The sequence below is a fragment of the Synechococcus sp. BDU 130192 genome (assembly GCF_963876085.1).
Classification (GTDB): Bacteria; Cyanobacteriota; Cyanobacteriia; order Cyanobacteriales; family MRBY01; genus MRBY01.
The window spans coordinates 1-22,174 of the sequence record NZ_CAWNNO010000062.1 but is presented as its reverse complement, the minus strand read 5'-3'; the positions used below and the strand labels follow the sequence as shown (position 1 = coordinate 22,174).

Below are 22,174 nucleotides of genomic sequence, written 5' to 3'. Positions count from 1 at the left end.
AACGATATCAGTGATTGATTTGTCCTGACCACTATGAGGCCGCTTTTATCAGGGATTGGTATCAATAGTGTCTGGTTTAAAAACCTGGGGTGAGGCTTGGGTGGCGATCGCCTTTATTTATTTCTCATCGGGGAATTCCGGCTCAACTTCCGGCAAATCAACAGTGGCATAGATATCCACTAGGGGAATTTCGAGGTCTAGGGATTGCAGTTTAAGCGTTGCCTCTTGGCCTTGGTAACTTTCTAGAATCCAGAGCTTCCCTTCGCTACGCCGAAAGCAGTCTACTGAGTAATGGGTTGTGCTGACCAAAATGTATTCCTGCAAGCTGGGAATCGTGCGGTAAAACTTAAACTTATCACCCCGGTCAAAGCCTTCCGTCGATTCGGAGAGGATTTCAATGATTAACCGTGGATGATCCATCGCGTAGGCGGTTAAGTCGTTGATTTCTGGATCGCAGCTTACGAGCAAATCAGGATAAAAAAAGCGTCGTCCGTCCTGAACGCGTACTTTCATATCACTGCTATAGGGTTGGCAACCAGAACCCCGGAGTTTAAGGCTGAGGGAAACTAACAGATTAGTGTTGATTTTGTTATGGACATTGCTAGCGCCGGCCATCGCATAGATTTCTCCATCGATATACTCATGCTTAATGTCGCTATGTTTTTCAAACTCTAAATATTCTTCGGGACTGAGGTACTGATCTGAGGTGAGGGCAACCATGATGTTTTCAACAATTGGGTGACATTCCCCTCCATTTTGCCAAGAATTTGCGGGGCGGCATCCCTAAGGGTAATGATTCGCGATTTGATTCAGGTCAGCTCCGGACAAGATAAAGTGTCTGTTCCTGAGATCGTCCCAAGCCATTTCGTAAGCCGGAATACTTTAGGAAAAGGGAAAAGTAGGGTTAAATGAGATGGGAATTTTTCCTCTCTTCGTTTTTTCAGCAAGTAAAATTTAACGCAAATTCTATGGTTGCCCTCACCCCCAATCCCAGCTACAGTGTCACGATCCAGCTACGTATCCCTAACCGGGCGGGCACTTTGGCCAATGTGACCCAGGCGATCGCCAACGTGGGAGGCAGCCTCGGTAATATCGAGTTGGTAGAACGGGATCTAAAGTTTTTAATCCGCAACATCACCGTAGATGCATCCAGTGAAAAGCACGCTGGGGACATTGTCGATGCCGTGAAAGCGGTGCCAGAGATTGAAATCCTCAAGGTTTTAGACCGGACTTTTGCGATTCACCAGGGGGGGAAAATTACCGTCGAAAGTCGCATTCCCCTAACGGTGCAGTCCGATTTAGCGATGGCCTATACGCCGGGGGTGGGTCGCGTTTGTCGGGCGATCGCCGAGAAACCGGAACAGGTCTATGATTTGACCGTGAAAAGCAATATGGTGGCGATCGTCACCGACGGCAGTGCTGTTTTGGGGTTAGGCAATTTGGGGCCGGAAGCCGCAATGCCTGTGATGGAAGGGAAAGCGATGCTCTTTAAGGAATTTGCTGGGGTGAATGCGTTTCCCATTTGTTTGGCGACCCAGGATGTCGAAGAAATTGTCCGTACGGTAAAGTATCTCGCCCCAGTATTTGGCGGGGTCAACCTCGAAGATATTGCAGCGCCCCGCTGTTTTGAGATTGAACAACGACTGAAGGCAGAAACCGATATTCCCATCTTCCACGACGATCAGCACGGCACAGCGATTGTTTCCCTTGCGGCCCTATTTAATGCTCTGAAATTAGTCAAAAAAGACCTACAAAGCGTCAAAATTGTGATCAATGGGGCCGGGGCTGCGGGGGTGGCGATCGCCAAATTACTCCGGCAAGCAGGGGCAACGGATATTTGGATGTGTGATTCCAAGGGCATTATTTCCAGCCAGCGGGATAATCTCACCCCCGAAAAGCAAGCCTTTGCCGTGGCCGCCTCTGGTACCCTCGCCGAGGCGATGCAGGATGCAGATATTTTCCTTGGGGTGAGTGCGCCCGGTGTGGTGACTCCCGCAATGGTGACATCCATGGCGAAAGACCCAATCGTCTTTGCGATGGCCAACCCGATCCCAGAAATTCAGCCAGAACTGATCATGGACAAAGTGGCGGTGGTGGCTACCGGGCGCAGCGATTACCCGAACCAAATCAATAATGTCCTCGCCTTTCCTGGGGTCTTCCGGGGTGCCCTCGATTGTCGCGCCTCCAGCATTACCACCAATATGTGTCTCCAAGCGGCCCAGGCGATCGCCTCCTTGGTTAGCCCGGCCCAGTTGGATCGAGAGCATATTATTCCCTCGGTTTTCGATCAGCGGGTCGCCGCCGCCGTCGCTGCTGCCGTCGGTCAAGCCGCCCGCCAAGATGGTGTTGCCCGCCGCTAGAACACCTTGATTCTCCCCTTGAGGGGAGATGCCGCGAGGCAGAGGGGTTAGCTTCTCAAGGTCACGGCAAACTGTTTGACCAGCGCATCCCGCACCTTTTGGTGGACTGGATCAATCTCCTCGTCCGTTAGGGTTTTATCCGTGGCCCGATACTGCAAACTGAAAGCCAAACTGCGCTGGCCTTCAGGGGCGTGCTCACCGCGATATTCATCAAATAACTCCACCCCAGCCAACAGTTTTTTTGCTGTTTTCTGCATGGCCTGCTCCAGGTCGGCTACAGACGTTTCGAGGGGGGCAAAGAACGCTAGGTCGCGGGTGACTGCGGGGTAAGTAGAAAAGGCCTTAAAAATGGGCACCTGTTGGGATGGACGACTCAGTACCGTTTGCAGCAGATCAAGTTTCAGCTCAAAAACATACACCGCATCGATCAAATCTTTTTCCTGCCGCAATTGGGGATGAAGTTGCCCGAAAATCCCCAGTTGACGCCCCTGAAGCCAGAGAGACGCTGTCCGGCCGGGATGCAATTTTTCGTTGCTAGTATCTGCCCGATAGCTCACCTCTAAGCCCAGTTGCCGGAAGGCGGCATCAAGAAATCCCTTTGCTTCATACCAAGACATCGGTTGACCTTTGCCACCAACAGCCCAACTGCCATCGGGATTGAGATTGCCCCCTAAAATTCCAGCCAGATAATCGGCTTCAGCATAGTTTTCGTTGTCGTCTAGCCAAAAAACGCGACCCAATTCAAAGGCATTGAGGGCACCATTGCCTTGGGATTGGTTGTAGGCAAAGGCATCAATTAACCCTGTGAGCAGCTCCTTTCGTAGGGCAGAATATTCCACAAACAGGGGGTTACTGAGTTTGATGTCAGCAAGTTCTGGCTTAACCAAGGAGTAATGCACTACTTCGGTCAGGCCAATCGCCCGGAAGCTGCCCCGCAATTGACGATTTACTTTTTCGGCTGGGGACAAGAAACCAGCGGCGGATTGACTCGGCAGGGTATCGCAGAAATTGTCATAGCCATAGAGACGGGCCACTTCTTCGATGAGGTCAATTTCACGCTCTAAATCGCGATAACGGTAGGGAGGCACAGCCACTTCCCAGACCCCTTCTCCTGTGGATTCGAGGGTGCAGCCGAGGTCCGCTAAAATGCGTTCCACATCGGCGAGGGGCACGTCAAAAATTTTGCCGTCCTTGTGGACATGGCCGAGGACTTCGTGGAGCCGTTGTAAGCGCAGCGGGATTTTGGGGCGGGCGTTGGGATCGGGTCGGGTATCCGTGAGACCACGCTGAACTACAGTGCCTCCGGTGAGTTCTTGGAGGAGGGCGATCGCCCGTTGGGCCGCCCGGTCTAATTCCACTTGGTTGACGCCCCGTTCATAGCGAGTCGAAGATTCGCTGCGCAGACCCACGGCCCGGGAAGACCGTCGGATAGTGACCGGTTCAAATAGGGCTGCTTCTAAAACAATATTTTGGGTACCATTGTGAACTTCCGTACTTTCACCACCCATTACCCCCGCCAAAGCAACAGGGACATCATTGGCGGTAATCACCAAATTTTTCTCAGCTAGCTTGCGCTCTTGACCATCGAGGGTCGTTAACATTTCCCCGGCTTTGGCAAACCGCACCCCAAGGGCAACGGTTTCAGAGCCTGCCACCTGGGCAAGGCGCTCCCGGTCAAAGGCATGGAGGGGCTGTCCCCATTCGAGGAGCACATAGTTGGTGATATCAACAACATTATTAATCGGGCGAGTGCCAGCCGCTTGGAGCCGGAATTTTAACCAATCAGGAGAAGGCGCTGTCGTCACACCTTCGATCACCGTACCGAGATAGGCGGGACAGGCGACAGGATCGGCCACGGTGATGGTCAACGTTTCTGGGGCGGTATCCATGGCCGGAATTTCTGGGAGTTTGACATCTACCCCCGTGAGGGCCGCCACTTCCCGCGCGACGCCGACCATACTGAGGGCATCGGCTCGGTTAGCGGTGGCGGTTAAATCCAATACCACATCATCTAAACCGAGGAGGGGGCGCACATCCATCCCCGGCTTTAGGTCTGGTTGTTCAAAAATGTGAATGCCTTCGGAGTCTTTTTCTAAGCCCAATTCGGAGAGGGAGCAAATCATCCCGGAGGATTTTACACCCCGGAGTTTGGTGGGTTTTAGTTTGAGGTCAATGGTGGGTAAGTAGGTGCCTAGGGTGGCGACGGGGACAAAGATATCGGCCCGGACATTTTTCGCCCCACAGACAATGGTTGAAAGTTCGTCTGCACCAATATCGACTTGACAGACGCTCAGTTTGTCGGCGTCGGGATGGGGTTCGCGGCTGACAACTTTACCAACAACGACACCATCGGCCAGGCGGCGGCGATCTTCGATTTCTTCTACTTCAAACCCAGCAATGGTTAGGGTTTTGGCTAATTCTTCTGGCGATAGGGTGATCTCAACAAACTCTTTTAACCAATTCAGGGAAATCCGCATTGACTTTTTGGGGCATTACACTAGTTTCAAGGAGTTTATTTTAAACGTTTCCCTCCCCTTACCGGGGAAAATATTGGGGGCGATCGCCATAGATGATATCCCACAGATCCTGATAGAAAGACCCAAGCCCTGAGCCGAAACGCGCCCTTTTAGGGAACGCTAAGAACACGCCTAGCAAACCCCCAGACACCATCCCAGTACGTTAAGGTGGTGGGATATGATGGAGCTTGAGGTGAACACACCATCACAGGTCATCCCCGTTGGTGCGTCAGATCACAACGCCATGCTTGCTCACGGTAACAAAATAGGCGACCAAAACTTTCCTTGCAGAGGCGATCGCCTCTCCCATTAAGGTGACTCTGGATGAGCTACTGTATCAATCCCAAATGTTCCAACCCCAAAAATCCCCTCAAGGCGCGAGTCTGCGGAACCTGTGGCAGTAGCCTAATCCTGCGCCAACGCTATAAACCCCTCAAAAGCTTAGGCCATGGTGGTTTTGGTGCCACCTTTCTCGCGGTAGATTTGAACCTCCCCGGCAAACCATCCTGTGTGATCAAGCAACTGCGCCTTGCGAGCAACGTGCCGCACCTGTTCCAGATGGCCCGCGAACTTTTTGAACGGGAGGCGGAGACCCTCGGTCGCATCGGCAATCATCCCCAGGTGCCTCGCCTCCTGGATTACTTTGAAGACGACAATCATTTTTACCTGGTTCAGGAATATGTCAAAGGCAATAACCTGCAGCAAGAAGTGAAAAAAAATGGGCCATTTAGCGAAGCCGGAGCGCGGCAATTTCTCAGCGAAGTTTTACCTGTCATCCAATACATTCACTCCCAACAGGTCATCCACCGGGATATCAAGCCCGCTAACCTGATTCGCCGTGACCAAGATAAAAAATTAGTTTTGATTGATTTTGGTGCGGTAAAAAATCAAATTAACGTCGAGGCGATCGCCTCGACATCAGAACAAACAGCCCTCACCTCCTTCGCCGTTGGCACCCCAGGCTATGCTCCCCCAGAGCAAATGGCCATGCGTCCCGTCTATGCCAGTGACATCTATGCGGTGGGGATCACCTGTCTTTATTTGCTCACCGGGAAACCCCCCAAAGAACTCGACTACGACTCCAAAACGGGGGAGCTGCTGTGGGAGTCCCACGTCAATATCAGCAACAGCCTCGCGAGTGTCCTCCACAAAATGCTGGAGAGTTCAGTCAAGCACCGCTATCAATCCGCCCAGGATGTGCTTGATGCCCTCGAAATGGAACCCTATATGGAAAGCCTGGCCCAGGGCATGGCAGACTTGAGTGGCGCAGAATCCTTTACGGGAACCACTGGGGGCCAAGTCTCTTCCACCGCCTCAAGCGATGACGATGGGGAACTGACGGGCGGCCCTTCCACCCTGGCTAATTCTCAGTTAGCGATGGCCATCCGAGCAAGACGCGATCGCCAAAAGAAACCCTATGGTGCCCCTTCCCAGACAGACACCTATCACCCCTCTGCCTCTGCCCAACGTATTAATCGATTGACCGCAGGACGCAACAAACCCCGTTCTACCATGGGCAAAACCATGCGGATCGAGCCGAACAAAGCTAATCGGGCAAATCCGATGGAAACTAAGTTGACCGCCCAGGATATGTTGAGTGCCTATGGCCAAGGTCGCCGAAACTTTGCTCAACTACAACTGTTGGGTCTCAGCCTGCCGCGCATGAATTTATCAGGCTGTATTTTCCACCAATCCCAAATGATTCAAGCCAATTTCCAGGGGGCAAATCTCAGTCGTGCTGATTTTGGCAAAGCTAACTTACACCAAGCGAATCTCCGGGACGCAAATCTAGAACAGGCTTACCTGAGCTATACCAACCTCAGCCAAGCCGATCTGCGGGGAGCTAACCTAGAACAGGCCTATTTAAACTACGCTCTGCTGGACGGGGCAAATCTCTGTGGCGCGAATTTGCGCAACGCCAAAATTACAGACCAGCAACTCAAAACCGCTAAAACGAACTGGGCCACTATCATGCCGAATGGTCGGCGGGGTCTATTTTAAGGTCGTCATTCCTAGGCTTCCTTGCGCCAGGCGGCAATATTCCAAGTATTCATATCCCAGGGCGTGAGGCTAACTCCCGTAAGGCGATCGCCAATCCCGGCGGTTTCTGCCCGGTGAATGAGGGGAATGACCGCAACCTCTTGAATCAGCAAATCATTGAGGCGAATCAACGAGGCTTGCCGCTCTTCTGGATCGAGGGCTTGGGTGGTTGCGGCCCAGAGTTCGTCATAATCGGAGTTGCAATAACGGGCATAGTTATCCCCCGTCCAGTTGTTGGCCTGGGTCGGAATTTCAGTGCAGGTGTAACGTTTGAAATAGGGCAAGGGATCAGGATTGGTATTACCCGTCGTAAACATCTGCAAATCTGCCGTAAAGCGTTCTGTGGTGTCCACATTGGCCGGATCGCCGGAAAAGTAAATGCTGGCGTCAATGCTTTTTAGCTCAACGGCCATCCCAATTTCGGCCAAATTTTGCTTAATAATCGCTTGGGTTTTCTGGCGGAGTGGATTCACGGAGGTCTGGAACAGCAACCGCATCTCCACGCCGTCTTGATCACGGGTTCCATCGCCGTTGGTATCGACCCAGCCCGCTTGGTCGAGGAGTGCCTTGGCCTGTTCTGGGTTGAAGCGATAGCTGGTATTGGGAGAGACGAACTCAGGGGGATTTACCACAAAATTACTGGTGGGTTTGCCCGTGACACCATACAGTTCCTGGGCAATGGTCTCGCGATCAATGGCCGTGGCGATCGCCTCCCGCACGCGCCGATCCGTCAAGAAAGGATGGGGAAAAGCCAAACTCGACCGTTCACCACTGGGAGTTTCTTGGTTGGGGTCAGTGAAGTTGAGGACTAGCCGTTCACTCAAAGACCCAAAGTTCGCTAAAACTTGCCCCTGCCCCCCTGCACTCAGTTCCGTCAAAACCTTGGTTTCTACCTGGAGATTGTAGGCAAAATCTGCCTCCCCTGTTTGGAGGACAGCCCGCGCCGCTGCGGTGGCATCCCCACCCCCTTTTAGCTCTAGTCGCTCAAAACCTAACTGCTCGACATCTCGGTAATGGGGGTTCTTTTCGTAAACCACCACATCCCCCGGCTTAAATTCTACCACCCGGTATGGCCCTGTGCCCACCGGTAACAGATTTGCTGGCGCAGTTCTGGCCTGTTCTCCTTGGTAATCGACAAATTTGTGACGGGGTAAAATCATCCCCTCAGCCCCGACAAAAACCCCAAACCAGGCAGGGGTCACATCTTTAAAAGTAACCTTTACCGTTGTTTCGTCGATGGCTTCTACGGTTTCCACCCCCTGAAAAACCCCCGCATTAGTCGCCCCCGCCGCCGGGTTTGTAATGAATTCATAGGTAAAAACCACATCCGCCGCCGTGAACGGCTCCCCATCAGACCAACGCAAATCTGGTTTGAGTTTCCAGGTTACGGAGCGTCCATCGTCACTGAGGCCGCCATTTTCGAGGCTGGGAATTTCTGCGGCTAACACAGGCACCAACTCGCTATCAGGATCAAACGTTGCTAGAGGTTCGAGGGTAATTCGGCTGGCTTCCCAGTCCTTAAAACCCGTAGAAAGATGGGGATTTAAAATGGTTGGCCCTTGCCAGTACAGCAGTCGGAGCAACGTCGGTTCGCTGGGATTTGGGGGTGTAATGTTATTGGCAGTACCACAACCCACAAGCAGGAGACAGGCGGCAGCAGCACAGGTACGGGTCAAAAAATGTTTCGCTATGGGCATGGTAACGGGTAGTCAACAACAAGCAATGGAGGACGGGGACGGGTCTTAGGGGGCAATGATGGGATTTTCAAGCTCGCCGATCCCTTCGATGGTGATCAACAGGCGATCGCCAATGCGGACAGGGTGAACTCCGGCGGGAGTCCCCGTCAAAATCACATCACCGGGCAACAGGGTCATAATTTCGGAGATGTAACTCACCAATTTGGCCACGGAAAAAACCATATCCTGCACCGAGGCGGCCTGGGCTGGGTCTGGTTGTTCAGGGAGTTCTTCCCCCAGGGGCGTTACATAGGTGTGCAACTTGGCATCGGGGCTAAGCTCGCGCACAATCCAAGGGCCGAGGGGACAGAACGTATCAAATCCCTTTGCCCGCGTCCACTGGGCATCCTGCCGTTGGAGATCCCGCGCCGTCACATCATTGGCAATGGTGTAGCCCCAAATTTTTTGGTGGGCCTCTTCTTCGGAACAATGGCGGGTGCGATCGCCAATTACAAGGGCCAATTCCCCCTCAAACTCCAACTGTTGACATTGGGCCGGATACACAATGCCCTGTTGGTGGGCCACAATCGCACTGGGAGGTTTCAAAAATAACACTGGTTCCGACGGAATCGGCTGCTGGAGTTCCGCCGCATGGGCGGCATAATTATGACCCACCGCAACAATTTTTGACGGGGCGCAGGGGGCCAATAATTGGTACTCATCCGGCGCGAGACTTTCCCCCGTCGGTTGTCCCCCCAACCAAGCTGGCGCATCGATCACCTGCACTTCACGGTTGAGCTTTAGCAGTCCGTATAATACTTGCCCTTGGGGAGTTTGAACCCGAACATATCGTTGCGCCATAAATGAATTTTGATCAACTAAACACAGAACAGAGCTCCACCTCAAGGTGGCGATCGCCAATCGATGACAGACCCTCAGACCCAAGTCATGATCCGTTTTTCATCAGTTTCAGATCCAGCCAACACTCCCTAAAAGGGGGCAAGGTGTAGTAGAATTTTATATCCTTGCTTCTCGAATCGTAAAAGAAATCCGAAATTTCCACACATCGAGCGGCCTTATTGTCCAGAAGGATTTATATCAAACAGTAATGAGCAACAACTACGAAATGATGTACATCCTGCGCCCCGACCTCAGCGAAGAGCAGGTGCAGGAAGTCTCTAGCAAATACAAGACCATGCTCCAAGACTCTGGGGCAAGCGACCTTCAGGTTCAAGTACGGGGCAAGCGCCACCTCGCCTATCCGATCCAGAACTTCAACGATGGAATCTACATCCAAGTAAACTACAAAGCCGATGGCAGCCAAATCAAGGCCGTCGAGCGGGATATGCGCTTAGGGGAAATGGTTATTCGCTACCTCACCATGAAGCTGGATGCAGAACCCATTGCCCTCGAAGCCGACGCACCTCCCTCTGAGCCAGCGGCTCCTGGTGCCTAAACCTCCAGTACCCGATAAAAACTAAATCGAAAATTAACAGAGATGGGCTCCTCTAGTGTGGCCCATCTTTTTTTGCATCAATGGTGAAATTCAGCGTTTGGTTAGCAGAGACATTCCCAAGGGGAATTTATGGGTGCTTTACCATGCCCTTACAAGACCTAGAGGGGCACAGCGAAGCTATTGCCGAGGGGTAAGAAAATAGCAAAGACTTCTTCCCCGGAAGCCCGGCGTCGAATTGCCAGTTTGCCGCCTAACTGTTGAAAGAGATTTTTGGTCACATCTAAATTCAGGCTCAAGCTGCCCGTTTCTGGTTGGAAAATGAGTAACTGACCAATCGCCTTTTCAAGGCATTTTTGACCCAGGCCGTGGGACTGGACTTCTAACTTCAGTTGGCTGCCGGCGGTGCTGACTTGGATTTGTACCTCTGCTCCCGTCGGTAGGCGTCGCGTGAGGGTCTCGATTAACCCGGACAGCATTTGGTCAAGCATCGCTGGATCACTCACCACCTGGGGCAGGTATGGGGGCAAGGCGACCTCTAGGTTGACATTGCGCCGTTGGGCCTGTTTTTGCCAACGGGGTGTTCCCTCCTGGAAAATTTGTTCTAAGGAAATGGGCACCAGTTGCAGAGTTTGCTTCGGGTGATGGGATGGAGTTTCCAATTCGGCCGCCCGAAAAATAAGTTCCATGCGCCGGATTTGTTCGTTGCACTCTTGCTCAATGGTTTCGATGCGTTTGACAATATCCTGAGTCAGTTGGGTTTTCTTTTTTAACAACAACTTTGTCATGGTACGGATTGTTGTCAAAGGAGTGCGAATTTCATGGGTGAGGGCCTGCAATAGCTCCAATTCCGGTTGAGCTTGGGCGGTTGGTTCAGGGGTTTGGTGGGGTTCTGGAGATGGTAGGGAATCAGCCTGGGGTAAATTAACCGTCAGCGATCGCACCATTAACTGGCTAAACCGGGAGACAAGCCGGTAGTCCGGAACAACCTCAGCAAAGCGGGGCCAAAGTTGGGCGAGGGTTTGGAACTGGAATGGTTGCGTTAGGGCCATGCGCCACTGCAAAATTTGCCAAATGGCGGCGATCGCCTCTGGGTCAAATGAAAAGAGCAATCCCTGGGGAGACAGGGCCATCGCAAAATTAAACTTCGCCGTCAAAATTAAACAAAATTGTTCCTGGGCCAGGGGATCATTGGGCAGAATTGGAAACTCAACGATTTGATTATTGTGGTGCCGAATGCTTTGATTCAAACCGGCCCCCGGCAATTGCAGGTGACTCAGGGCAATGTCCTGGAGATTTTTCGGCGTTAAAACGTAATGATGGTGGTGGCGGGTGATTTGGGGCGCGTCAAAGACCGGGCTAGGGCTCGATAAAATAACACCACGGGTTTCGCCCCCGGAGCGCAGGAGTAAATCCGTTAAGGCGGCGATCGCTGCGCGCCACTGCCCAGTTTGTCCAGAAGAAGAAGTAGACGAAAAAATCGGGTTAAAGTCCTGGAGAATGCCGGCCACCGTTTGCTGAATATTGAGTTCTTCTAGTTTCTTTAAATCCACCACAGTATTGCTCTCTTCTGACCCTAGGTTATATTGATACTAAAAGGATTTTTTCCAAAATAGAAGCAGTACAACCGAACATCACCGAGTGGGGTTTTACCTGTTATTTCTTTTCCCTCAGCCATCAACTTCAGATTAGTTCTCCGGCTGCCATAGATTTTTGTAAGCCATGAATTTCTATAACCTTTACCGCTGGATTCTCCTCGGCATCACCCTCTACAACCTTGGGAATGTCCTGCTAACGGCCCTGGAATATCGGCAATATTACGAAAAACTGCCCTTAAAATTGCGCCATTATTTACAACAAAAAACAGCCCGCATTCTTGGGGAAAAGATGAATACCTATAAAAAAGAATTGTGGGTAAATTTTGGTTTATTATTGCTGCTAATTAGTTTAAATGGCATTTCCTTTATGATTTGAGCTGCAACCGATTAATAATCACTATCGGCGACACAGATTCCCTTACATTTGATGCCATTGGTCGCAGTGCGCTTGCAGTGGGGACACAGCACCTTTTCCGATGTTGTTATTGTGCTTCCCTGGGCGGGTGCTGGCTGGGTCTTTTTTTTCTCAGTCATAGATGCTTAGGATAATTCAGTTCTACAAAGGCAATGGGGAAACCCAGTGCGCCTCCATTAATCCTAAAAAAAAACAAAAGATTGCGGCAACGGCAGATATCCGCAGGAATAATAATTCAAGCGAATATTCAAACGCTTTTTATACTGGTTAACAATTAACTGCTCTAAGAAGCCCATAACGAGATTTGAACTCGTGACCTCTCCCTTACCAAGGGAGTGCTCTACCCCTGAGCCATATGGGCAATGTGGTGGGCCGAGCTGGATTCGAACCAGCGTAGACATAGTCAGCGGATTTACAGTCCGCCCCCATTAACCACTCGGGCACCGACCCACGTTTTTTTGTTTTCACAGTTATCAATCCTAGCATAAAAATAAAATATTGCAAGGCGATCGCCAATTTTTTTCTGACAGATTCCCAATTCAATTTTTATCGATCAGAAAACCGCCCTGGCAAACCCGGCTCACGGGGAGCATAATCACTCTCATCATAAATTTCTCCCACCAGCTCTTCGAGTAAGTCCTCTAGGGTGACGAGACCCACCGTTCCGCCATACTCATCAACGACAATGGCGATGTGGAGGCGTTGTTGGAGCATTTCTTTGAGCAAATCGGCTACCCGCTTCGTTTCAGGGATATAAACAGGCGTATCCATCACAGAACGGACAATCGCTGGGGTCTGGGTCTGGGGAGATTCTGGAGAATGGAGACCCTTGAGGGCTTGCTTGAGGTTAACAATGCCGATGATGTGGTCTTTGGATTGTTCCTGGACAGGAATGCGGGTGTAGCCCGTTTCGAGGCAGAGGTTGACCAACTCCTGGAGGGTGGCATCGTGGGCGATGGTTTGCATATCGATGCGTGGCTTAACCACATCTTTGACCATCATTTCATCGAGGAGGAGAGCATTTCCTAAAATACGGCGGCGTTGCAGATCAAGCTTGCCTTTCCCCCCCAGGATTTCGATCATCAGTTGCAGTTCGGTGAGGGTTTCGCTGGTGGGAGAATTTTTATTCTGGCGGCCTTCAAAGATCTTGATCGTTTTTTCGGTGATGGTTTCAAAGATATAAATGATCCCCAAGGACGACAGAATACGCGACAGCCAATAGATGGGCGGCACAACGAAGGTAAAGGCCGAGCGCACGTTGAGGATGGCGAGGGACTTGGGGGTGATCTCTGCAAAAATGAGGACGACAATGGTGACGACAGCCGTCGCAATCCCGATCCCGGCGTTTCCTAACCAAATCGCGAAGAGGTTACTGGTGAGAATCGCTGAGAAATTATTAACGAGATTGTTCCCCAGCAGCAGGGTCGTGATAAATCGCGTCCGATTTTTGAGGACGATCCGGAAGATGCCCTGGGGATCGCCTTGGCGCTTAATCAGTCCTTCGAGTTTGAGGTTATCAAAGGCAGTAATGGCGGTCTCGGAGCCAGAGAAAAAGGCAGAAAGGCCAATCATGACCACCAAAACAGCGAGATCAAGCCAGACTTCCCCCAGCAGGGGACTTGGTTTGCTAGATTCAGCGGCGGCGATCGCAAACAGGAAATTCAAAGTGTGTCGTAGGAGCTAGAGGTGACTGGATTAGTTTAGAACGAATAGGCGGTTGTGAGACCCCAGATCACCAGGGCGGCGATCGCCCCTAAAACTAAAACAGCAGAAACGGCGACGACGATGGGTTTATCTGCGCCGTCAAATTTCATGATGCCACGATTGAGATCAGACATAGTCAGTGCAGCGGCTCCTTACCCGCTAAAGTCAAAGGATGATTGTTTATCTATTAAGGGTAGCGAAAACTGCGCCCCTTCACGCATCGAAAACGCAAAATATCAAGAAACGGAGAGGGGCGTGACGATGGTCTTCGGTTTATTGAGGTGTTGGTAATGGCGATCAGCCTCTTTCCAGACTTTGCCATCCAGGGCGCTTTGTTCGATCAAGCTCGCAAGGCGGAGGGCTTTTAACGCCTGTTCTCCCCCAACGGAAGGTTGTTCGCCCCCCCGGACACATTGAACAAAATGTTCGAGTTCGGCATGGAGCGGTTCGATATTGCTGGTGTAAACTTGCTCGATCAAACCATCCTGACGGTAAAGAACTTGGCCATAGTCGGTGGTGTAATTGGCGGTGGTTTGGCGGTGAATTTCGATCTCGTTATTGAGAAAATCGGCTTCGGTGAGGGAATTCTGGCAGTGGGCGGCGATCGTGCGGATTTTGCGGTGGGTGACTTTGCTTGCCGTGAGGGTGGCCACGATGCCATTGGCGAAATTTAAGGTGGCCGTTACGTAATCTAAGTGGTTAGAATCATCTTTTTTTGAACCCGTGGCTGTCAGTTGAACCACCGGAGAAGCTGCCATTTCTAGGAGGAGGTCAATGTCATGGATCATTAAATCCAAGACGACGGAAACATCGTTTGCCCGTTGGGAATAGGGACTCATGCGATGGGCTTCGATCGCCAAGAGCTTTTCGGTTTTGAGCACTTTACTCAGTTCTTGGAAGGCGGGATTAAACCGTTCGATGTGGCCAACTTGGAGGATCACGTTATGTTCGGCGGCTGCATTGACGAGGGCTTCGGCTTCACTGATACTCGCCGCAATGGGTTTTTCGATCATCACGTGCTTGCCCGCTGCCATGCACTCTAGGCCCACTTGGTAATGGAGCTTGGTGGGGACAGCAATGCAAACCGCATCGACGAGGGGAAGCAGGGCGTGGTAGTCCTCAAAGTAACGGATGCGATATTTACTGGCGAGGTCTAAGCCGCGTTCAACGTTGAGATCCGCGACGCCAATGAGTTCAACATCTTTGAGGAGGCTAAGGACACGGGTGTGGTGTTGCCCCATGTTGCCTACGCCAATCACGCCGATTCTGAGATTCGTATTGGGGGATAGACTGGACTGTAGTTGGGCCATAAGATTTAGGAAACTCCTTGAACTCCTCCACCGCAGATGATGAGGGATGATGTTGCCTCGCCACCTTTTTGACTACCGATGGTAGCACGGATGTCCGGAGTCTAAAGAATTGATAAGTAGATTTTGTGGAATGGCAGAGGGCGATCGCCAATGGATCCGGCCTTGGGATAATTCTTGGGGCGATCGCCAAGTGGTTGACAAATTGCTGGGCTATTCAACTTATTTTTTTCGACGCAAAATCGCCCCGGAAAGTTCGCCCCAAAAGTGCAGTTAAGGGTTGCCCTGGGCTTCGAGTTTGGCGAGGCGACTTTGCAGTTGTTTGTTGTCTTCCCGCAGTTTATCGAGGTCTTCGCGCAATCCTTGAATCGCTTTATCGGTGCTGAGCTTTTTCTGGAGGCTGCTCACGGTTTCCTCGGCCCGCTGGCGGACGCGCTTGTCGGGGGCTTGGTTGGCCAAGGTTTGGAGGAGCGTAACAGCTTTGGGGTTTTCGATCTGGCCGAGGGCGCTCACAATGGCAACTTGGGTGAGGAAGAAGGTTTCCCTGGCGATCGCCTCTAAACGATTGAGAATGACTGCTAATTTGTCGTTGGTTTGGCCGCTGGCGACGGTACCTAGAGCCCGGATCGCGGCAAGGCGTAGCGGTTGGGGGATGCCCAATTCGGTGTAGGGCAGGATCGCATCCACGGCTTCGGGGGAGGTTTTCATCGCGGCGAGTCCGCCAATTGCTCCGGCCCGGACAACTTCATTCCAACCTGCGCGGGTTTTGAGGATCTGGTTAAGTAAATCACGGGTGGCCTCGGCTTTGTCCGTTAAACCAACAGAAACCATTGCGCCTAGGGTGCGGGCGGCGGCGGCTTCGGTATAGTAGCTGGCGTCTCCTGCCAAGAGAAAAGTTTTCATCGCCTCGTAGCTACTTTCGGTTTTGAACTTACCGAGGCTAGATAGGGTGGCCCGGCGCACACGGGGATGGGAATCTTTTAAACCTGCCATCAGGGCATCCTCGGCTTGATTGAGTTGAATCGTACCGAGGGCTTTGGCGATTTCGACCCGTACACCCCAAAACGCTTCTGTTGTTAAAGCTGTTTGCAACGTATTGACCGCTTCGAGGTTCCCTTCCTTGGCGATCGCCTCGGCTGCTTGAACGCGAAAAATAGGATCGGGATCATGGGTCAATTGATTTTTGAGTTCTGCCATCGGGTAGGACAATTTCACCGTTTTTGTCCAATGGTTGCCCACATCAAAGCTGACAAAATCCGGTTTCCGGTCGAGGGGAATATAAAAGGTATGTTCCGCATCATTGAGCCTAAAGGTAAAGGTTTTTTGGCTGACTGTTTCCCCATCGAGATAGTTAAAGGCAATGGGAATTTTTAGATCAAAAAGGGCTTTTTCGTCTTTTTTCCCTTGGGTCTGTTTTACTGTGAGCTTCGCCAAACCCGTTTCTCCGTCCCAACTGTAGGCCACCTCAAAATCCGGATGCCCACCCCGAAAAACATATTGATCAAAAAGTGGAGCCAGGTTAAACCCAGTGGATTCTTCAATCGCCCGCAGTAGATCAACAGTTTCGACGGTTTGGTGGGCGTGCTTTTGGACAAACTTTTGAATTGCTTTTGAGAACAACTCATCGCCAAGCACCGTGCGGATCATGTGGTAGACGCAAGCGCCTTTTTCGTAGAGGTGGCGGTCGTAGAGTTCGATGGGGGCGCGATAAACATGGGTGACGATGGGGCGGCGGTAACGGCTGCTATCTTCATCGAGATAGTTGCGCATTTGCTCCAGCAGGTAATAGGCGGCCTCTTCTTGGCCATATTCATGTTCTGTCCAGAGGACTTCGGCATAGGTGGCCATTCCCTCTTTGAGCCAGGCGTGGCTCCAATGCTTAATCACCACGAGATCCCCAAACCACTGGTGGGCCAACTCATGCAAAACCAGGGTTTCGGTGCGTTGATCGTCAAGGCTCGCCCGTTCATCAAGTAGACAGCGATCGGTCAACAAAGTGGTGGAAGTGTTTTCCATGCCGCCGAAAATAAAGTCATCGACGCACACCTGGGCATATTTCGGAAAAGGATATTTGTAGCCGTAGGTTTGACTGAGAAAATCCATCATTTGGGGGGTTTTACCCATGCTGCGATCGCCATCAGCTTCGCGCCCTTTTTCGACGTAGTAGAGGACAGGGATGCCTTGCCATTCGGTTTTTGTTTCAGCAAAATCACCCACCGCTAAAGTAATTAGGTAGGAAGGATGAATTTCTTTTTGATACCAGTGATATTCCGTTTTTTCTCCTTGTTTCTCACTGTTGATCAATTCACCATTGGAGATGGCCCGGTAGGGATTAGCCACGCGAATTTTCAGTTCAGAAGTGGCAAGCTGGCCGGGATAGTCGAAACAGGGAAACCAAAAACGGGAATCTTCATCTTCCCCCTGAGTCCACACCTGCACAGGTTTATCAGGGTAATGGTTGTCCGGCTGAATGAAATAAATGCCCCGCTGCGGTTCCGTTAACCGGTAGGCGATCGCCAACTCAATTTTTTTCGTCGTCGTCGGTTGCAGTAAGCGGATATTCAGGGTTTCGCCATCATAATCAAAGGGCTGACTGACGCTGCCAATGCTTACCGATTCAATGGCCATGTCCACCGCATCGAGGGTCAGGGAAGTTACCCCCGAACGCACTGGCACCAGGGTAATCGTGCAAGTCCCAAAGAGCGATCGCCCCGTAATGTCGAGATCCAAATCCAAACAGATATGCTCCACCTGTCCCGGACGGTCGGGGTTGTAGTGGGGTTTTGCGCCGGGCAACTCAAAAGAACGGGTCGTTTCTGTATCCACAAACGCTTCAAAATTAATTCCAGACATTTTGCTCGACATATCCTCAGGCTCAAAAGGCGATCGCCGCCCATAAAATTCATTCGTTTCAAATCATAACAATCCCGTTGATGGGCCAGCCAACCGTGCCCAGATATCCCCACTGCCTTCCCCAAAAACTTGCTGTCATAATGGGAAATAGCGTAAACATCAGAAAAATTAACCGCATATGACCCAGAATCCCCTTCTCATCGGCCATGGTCTGCCCCCCTTCGCCGAGATCAAAGCCGAGCACGTTGAACCCGCTGTCACTACTCTTCTGGCGGAACTAGAACAACAGGTCAGCGATCTTGAGGCGAACCTCAAACCCACCTGGACAGACTTTGTCGAACCCCTTACCCAGCTCGAAGAAAAGCTGATGTGGACTTGGGGGGTGATTGGTCATCTCATGAGTGTCAAAAACAGTACAGAACTGCGTACCGCCTACGAAAAAATGCAACCCGCCGTGGTGCAGTTTATTAATCGCTGGAGCCAAAGTCGCCCCATCTACGAAGGTTACAAAGCGATCCGCGAAAGCGACCAATGGGACAAACTAGAACCCGCCCAGCAACGCATTATCGAAACCGCCCTCAAGGAAGCCGAACTCGCTGGGGTGAGCCTCGAAGGGGAAATCAAGGAGAAATTCAACGCAATCCAATTGGAATTAGCGGATCTTTCAACGAAATTTTCAAATAATGTCCTCGATGCGACCAAGGCCTTTAAACTCAAACTGACCGATAAAGAAGATATTGCCGGTTTACCCGATAGCGCCCTGAGTCTCGCCGCCCAAACCGCCCGCAGTGAAGGGGAAGAAAACGCGACCCCAGAAAATGGCCCCTGGGTCATTACCCTTGATTACCCCAGCTATCTCCCCTTTTTGAAATATGCCGAAAACCGGGAACTGCGGGAAAAAGTCTACAAAGCGGCGGTCTCAAAGGCTTCTTCTGGGGAATTTGATAATCACCCCCACATTGATCGCATCCTTGAGTTGCGTAAACAAAAGGCCCAAATTTTAGGCTTTGAAAATTACGCCGAACTGAGTCTAGCCCGGAAAATGGCCCCGAGCGTGGCCGCCGTTGAACAACTTATGGAAGAGTTGCGCCAAGTGAGTTTCGAGGCCGCTCAACAAGAATTGGCGACTCTGAAAACTTTTTCGGGACGGGCTGACTTGGCCCACTGGGATGTGGCTTACTGGTCAGAGAAACAACGGGAAGAAAAGTTTGGCTTTACCGCCGAAGAATTGCGCCCTTATTTTTCCCTAGGGCGGGTCTTAGAGGGTTTGTTTGGCCTAGCGCAACGCTTGTTTTCCGTTGAAATTACCGCTGCCGATGGGGACGCGCCTGTATGGCATGAAGATGTGCGTTATTTCAAAATTAACGACGAGTCTGGAGAACACATTGCCAGTTTTTACCTTGATCCCTACAGTCGTCCGGCGGAAAAACGCGGTGGGGCTTGGATGAATGATTGCGTCGGTCGCGCGAAGTTGGTGGTCAATGGTCATAGCATTACCCGTTTACCTGTGGCTTATTTAATCTGTAACCAGACGCCCCCCGTGGACGGTAAGCCCAGTTTGATGACCTTTGGGGAAGTGGAAACCCTCTTCCATGAGTTTGGCCACGGGTTACAGCATATGTTGACCCATGTGGATTACCCCGGTGCAGCCGGCATTAATAATGTCGAGTGGGATGCGGTGGAGTTGCCCAGTCAGTTTATGGAAAATTGGTGCTACCACCGGGAAACGCTATTCGGGATGGCGAAGCATTACGAAACGGGAGAAACGCTGCCAGAGCATTATTACCAAAAGCTCCTGGCTGCCCGCACTTACATGAGTGGCTCGGCGATGCTGCGGCAGTTGCACTTTAGTTTGCTCGACATTGAACTGCACGCGAAATACGACCCGGCCAGTGGTGAGACCCCGGAACAGGTTCGCGATCGCCTTGCTGAAACCACCACCGTTATGAAACCATTGCCGGAAGATTCGTTCCTCTGTGCCTTTGGTCATATCTTTGCGGGGGGCTATGCAGCGGGCTATTACAGCTACAAGTGGGCGGAAGTGCTCAGTGCGGATGCGTTTGCGGCCTTTGAAGAAGCTGGCCTCGAAGATACGGTGGCGATCGCCGATGTGGGCAAAAAATTCCGCGAAACGATCCTCGGTTTAGGCGGCAGTCTCCACCCATTGGAAGTGTTCAAGAAATTCCGGGGTCGGGAACCGCAAACAGAACCTTTGCTTCGCCATAGTGGTCTATTGCAAACTGCTTAACTCCATTCTTTAAATGAGCGTAAAAAAAGGCTTTTGGAATATTCCAAAGGCTTTTTCTTTTATTTAGTTTCTTCTACATCAATAAATCGATTCCAAGCATCTAGAATTTTTACCATTGAAGTTTCAGTAATAGCTCTATTTTTGTTCTGTAACCGCACTCTGTTAATAATTTCTCCCAAAGAACTAAAGCGACTTTTTTTTCTCTCTTGAATAATTGCTGTTGCCATTTTCTGACCTTTCTTACCAGTAAAGCCAGCAGAACCTAGTTTATCGACTAAAATTTTGAAATCAGAAGCATTAAAGGCTTCTAGGTGATCCTCATCACGAGGCACAAGAATTTTGACACCATCAAATTTTTGCTCAAGATTTCTCGATAAATTATTTTCTAAGCGAGAAACTTCAAATTTAAGTTGATCTTGAAGGTGAGCTAAAAGATTTTTTTCTAAATTAGCAATTTCATTTTTGTTTAAACTATGCTCCAAAGAGTTAGTCGCAGAACTTTCTTGCACAGTATTTAAATAATCATATTGATGCTTGATCTGCGCTTCATTTTCAGGAGTAATAATGATCGCGTTAATCATCTCAAAATCATCATTGATTTCTCTGGCTCGGACTGCTGCATAATATTCTAAATGTCCAGAAACAACGGTAAATGAATCAAAATCTAAGCGTTGAACAAGAATAGGTTGAGAGTTCCCACCGACTGTTAAAAAACTATTGGCCAAAGTTTCAATTTTATCCTTAGAAAAACCAGATCGGGGTTCTGGGCTATCAACAGATAGAATATCAATTAGTTGAATTTTTAAAAGGTTTTCTAGCATAATTTAATTGATTTTCTCTAATACTTCACTAGCTAGCATCGCAAATTCATGGGCTGATACAGAATCTGATTTATAGTCAAAAATAGAGAGTGGATCCGGAATATCTTCTTCTCCATACTCCAAGGTATTTTCCAACGCTTTGGCAAGATCTTCTCGTTCATAAATTGCCGCAGACATTAGGGGAAAACCATAACGTTGTTCGACCATTCTGCGACGTTTGGGATATGTATACTGGACAAAGCGAGCATTCGTTGAAATCTTCGACGGTAAAACACCTAAAATTTTCAAAGGAGACATACCAAACATATCTTTGGCTTCGTTTATATCCGCGATAAAATCTTTGACATTATTTAAACCCTCATTAGCAAATGGTTTAAGGTCTGAAGGAATGATTAGATAACCTGCACTTAGTAAAGCAATACGAGCATACAAATTAAGTGAGGGAGGAGTATCAATTAGAACAATATCATAATCATTCTTGACATCTTTTAGCTTAGATAATAGTCGAGTTTTGGCTGGTTCAATCCGGGTTAATTCCGATTCATATTTCATCATCTCAATATGAGATGGAATTACATCAATACCTTGGGATACGTAAGTTGAGGGTCTTGCAACTGCTTTGACTGGATATTTTTCTCTAGATTGAATGAGTTGCAAAATATTGTTATTTTTAAGGTCATCGTCTTTCTCATCAAGAAATTTTGCCAAACCAGTTGCATAAGTCGTATCTAAGTACAGGACAAAAATTGTATGGGGTGAAACCCTGACCCAAGTAGAGGTTGGGTAGAAACGGTAAAAAAGCGACGTAATAAGTCAAAACCATAGCGAAACAAACTCCGCGCTCGACGGCCATGGGCCTTGATAATGCGAATCGGCCTCTGACTATGTCGCCATAAACCCGCTTTCATCGCCCAGACAAACGCAATGGCCAACAGAGCCAGCAGCTTCGACAAACGTCTCTTATCGATAAAATGAGTCGATTCCAAGCAAAAGCCACGGGTTTTGAGGGCTCCAAACAGAGTCTCAATCCCCCAACGCCGACGGTAATCTGTTAAAGCATTTTGAGGCTCATGGGCCGTGATGATAATCAGAAAATCATCATCCGTTTGCTTCGATTTTTGTTTCGAGTCAAGACGAGTAGCGATGACATAGACCAGACGACCCCAGACCCACCGTTTTCCCG

General features: G+C 50.3%; 19 protein-coding genes and 2 tRNA genes. 6 read left to right on the top strand and 15 right to left on the bottom strand.

All coding sequences use genetic code 11. The features are described 5' to 3' along the window. Window positions 1–117: 117 nt before the first annotated feature. Complete coding sequence (locus AACT35_RS15195; protein WP_099237670.1) at window positions 118–720, bottom strand: Uma2 family endonuclease; 603 nt, start codon at window positions 718–720, stop codon at window positions 118–120. 248 nt (window positions 721–968) lie between these two features. On the opposite strand from AACT35_RS15195, the gene AACT35_RS15190 reads away from it, so the two are divergent. After that, entirely contained in the window at window positions 969–2,360 is a 1,392-nt protein-coding gene (locus tag AACT35_RS15190; protein WP_099237810.1) for an NAD-dependent malic enzyme, read from the top strand. Window positions 2,361–2,407: 47 nt separating this feature from the next. Here the strand turns inward: AACT35_RS15190 and pheT are convergent, their stop codons facing one another. Then, entirely contained in the window at window positions 2,408–4,837 is a 2,430-nt protein-coding gene (pheT, locus tag AACT35_RS15185; protein WP_065715896.1) for a phenylalanine--tRNA ligase subunit beta, read from the bottom strand. A 363-nt stretch (window positions 4,838–5,200) separates the two neighbouring features. Here pheT and AACT35_RS15180 point away from each other — a divergent pair, with 363 nt between their 5' ends. Continuing rightward, complete coding sequence (locus tag AACT35_RS15180) at window positions 5,201–6,877, top strand: serine/threonine-protein kinase (RefSeq protein ID WP_065710055.1); 1,677 nt, start codon at window positions 5,201–5,203, stop codon at window positions 6,875–6,877. A gap of 11 nt (window positions 6,878–6,888) precedes the next feature. Here AACT35_RS15180 and AACT35_RS15175 read toward each other — a convergent pair whose 3' ends face one another. Beyond that, window positions 6,889–8,613: a peptide ABC transporter substrate-binding protein gene (locus tag AACT35_RS15175; protein ID WP_099237668.1), complete on the bottom strand. Its 1,725-nt coding sequence runs from the start codon at window positions 8,611–8,613 to the stop codon at window positions 6,889–6,891. A gap of 45 nt (window positions 8,614–8,658) precedes the next feature. Beyond that, window positions 8,659–9,453: a fumarylacetoacetate hydrolase family protein gene (locus tag AACT35_RS15170; protein WP_099237666.1), complete on the bottom strand. Its 795-nt coding sequence runs from the start codon at window positions 9,451–9,453 to the stop codon at window positions 8,659–8,661. Window positions 9,454–9,700: 247 nt separating this feature from the next. On the opposite strand from AACT35_RS15170, the gene rpsF reads away from it, so the two are divergent. Continuing rightward, complete coding sequence (rpsF, locus tag AACT35_RS15165; protein WP_012306075.1) at window positions 9,701–10,048, top strand: 30S ribosomal protein S6; 348 nt, start codon at window positions 9,701–9,703, stop codon at window positions 10,046–10,048. A gap of 158 nt (window positions 10,049–10,206) precedes the next feature. On the opposite strand, the gene AACT35_RS15160 is transcribed toward rpsF, so the two are convergent. Next, entirely contained in the window at window positions 10,207–11,601 is a 1,395-nt protein-coding gene (locus AACT35_RS15160; RefSeq protein WP_030007063.1) for a sensor histidine kinase, read from the bottom strand. A gap of 166 nt (window positions 11,602–11,767) precedes the next feature. Here AACT35_RS15160 and AACT35_RS15155 point away from each other — a divergent pair, with 166 nt between their 5' ends. After that, window positions 11,768–12,019: a hypothetical protein gene (locus AACT35_RS15155; protein WP_099237664.1), complete on the top strand. Its 252-nt coding sequence runs from the start codon at window positions 11,768–11,770 to the stop codon at window positions 12,017–12,019. Window positions 12,020–12,030: 11 nt separating this feature from the next. Here AACT35_RS15155 and AACT35_RS15150 read toward each other — a convergent pair whose 3' ends face one another. From AACT35_RS15150 to AACT35_RS15125, 6 genes are all read right to left on the bottom strand, one after another. Further along, the gene (locus tag AACT35_RS15150) at window positions 12,031–12,177 is read right to left on the bottom strand and encodes a hypothetical protein (protein WP_173867211.1); all 147 of its coding nucleotides are present in this window, start codon (window positions 12,175–12,177) and stop codon (window positions 12,031–12,033) included. Between the two features lie 170 nt (window positions 12,178–12,347). Continuing rightward, a tRNA-Thr gene (locus AACT35_RS15145) sits at window positions 12,348–12,419 on the bottom strand. Window positions 12,420–12,423: 4 nt separating this feature from the next. After that, window positions 12,424–12,508: transfer RNA gene (locus AACT35_RS15140), tRNA-Tyr, on the bottom strand. Between the two features lie 96 nt (window positions 12,509–12,604). Then, window positions 12,605–13,723 carry a hemolysin family protein gene (locus AACT35_RS15135; protein ID WP_045441961.1) on the bottom strand — a complete coding sequence of 373 codons (1,119 nt, stop codon included), beginning with the start codon at window positions 13,721–13,723 and terminating at the stop codon, window positions 12,605–12,607. 35 nt (window positions 13,724–13,758) lie between these two features. After that, a complete protein-coding gene (locus AACT35_RS15130; protein ID WP_012306071.1) occupies window positions 13,759–13,896 on the bottom strand; it encodes a hypothetical protein in 138 nt (45 codons plus the stop codon). 102 nt (window positions 13,897–13,998) lie between these two features. Then, entirely contained in the window at window positions 13,999–15,072 is a 1,074-nt protein-coding gene (locus AACT35_RS15125) for a Gfo/Idh/MocA family protein (RefSeq protein WP_012306070.1), read from the bottom strand. Between the two features lie 130 nt (window positions 15,073–15,202). On the opposite strand from AACT35_RS15125, the gene AACT35_RS15120 reads away from it, so the two are divergent. Continuing rightward, window positions 15,203–15,346, top strand: coding sequence for a hypothetical protein (locus AACT35_RS15120; RefSeq protein ID WP_156785463.1), 144 nt, complete (start codon window positions 15,203–15,205; stop codon window positions 15,344–15,346). On the opposite strand, the gene AACT35_RS15115 is transcribed toward AACT35_RS15120, so the two are convergent. Further along, window positions 15,343–17,934 (bottom strand): M1 family aminopeptidase, encoded by a 2,592-nt coding sequence (locus AACT35_RS15115; protein WP_445267913.1) that lies wholly within the window; start codon window positions 17,932–17,934, stop codon window positions 15,343–15,345. The genes AACT35_RS15120 and AACT35_RS15115 overlap by 4 nt on opposite strands. 166 nt (window positions 17,935–18,100) lie before the next feature. On the opposite strand from AACT35_RS15115, the gene AACT35_RS15110 reads away from it, so the two are divergent. Then, window positions 18,101–20,170, top strand: coding sequence for a M3 family metallopeptidase (locus AACT35_RS15110; protein ID WP_099237660.1), 2,070 nt, complete (start codon window positions 18,101–18,103; stop codon window positions 20,168–20,170). A 59-nt stretch (window positions 20,171–20,229) separates the two neighbouring features. On the opposite strand, the gene AACT35_RS15105 is transcribed toward AACT35_RS15110, so the two are convergent. From AACT35_RS15105 to AACT35_RS15095, 3 genes are all read right to left on the bottom strand, one after another. After that, window positions 20,230–20,991, bottom strand: a complete 762-nt coding sequence (locus tag AACT35_RS15105; protein ID WP_030007058.1) for a DUF655 domain-containing protein — start codon at window positions 20,989–20,991, stop codon at window positions 20,230–20,232. Between the two features lie 3 nt (window positions 20,992–20,994). Beyond that, on the bottom strand, window positions 20,995–21,699 hold the full coding sequence (locus AACT35_RS15100; RefSeq protein ID WP_254047937.1) for a ParA family protein: 705 nt from the start codon (window positions 21,697–21,699) through the stop codon (window positions 20,995–20,997). A 20-nt stretch (window positions 21,700–21,719) separates the two neighbouring features. Continuing rightward, on the bottom strand, window positions 21,720–22,174 hold a 455-nt coding region (locus tag AACT35_RS15095), incomplete at its 5' end, for a transposase (RefSeq protein WP_143596751.1).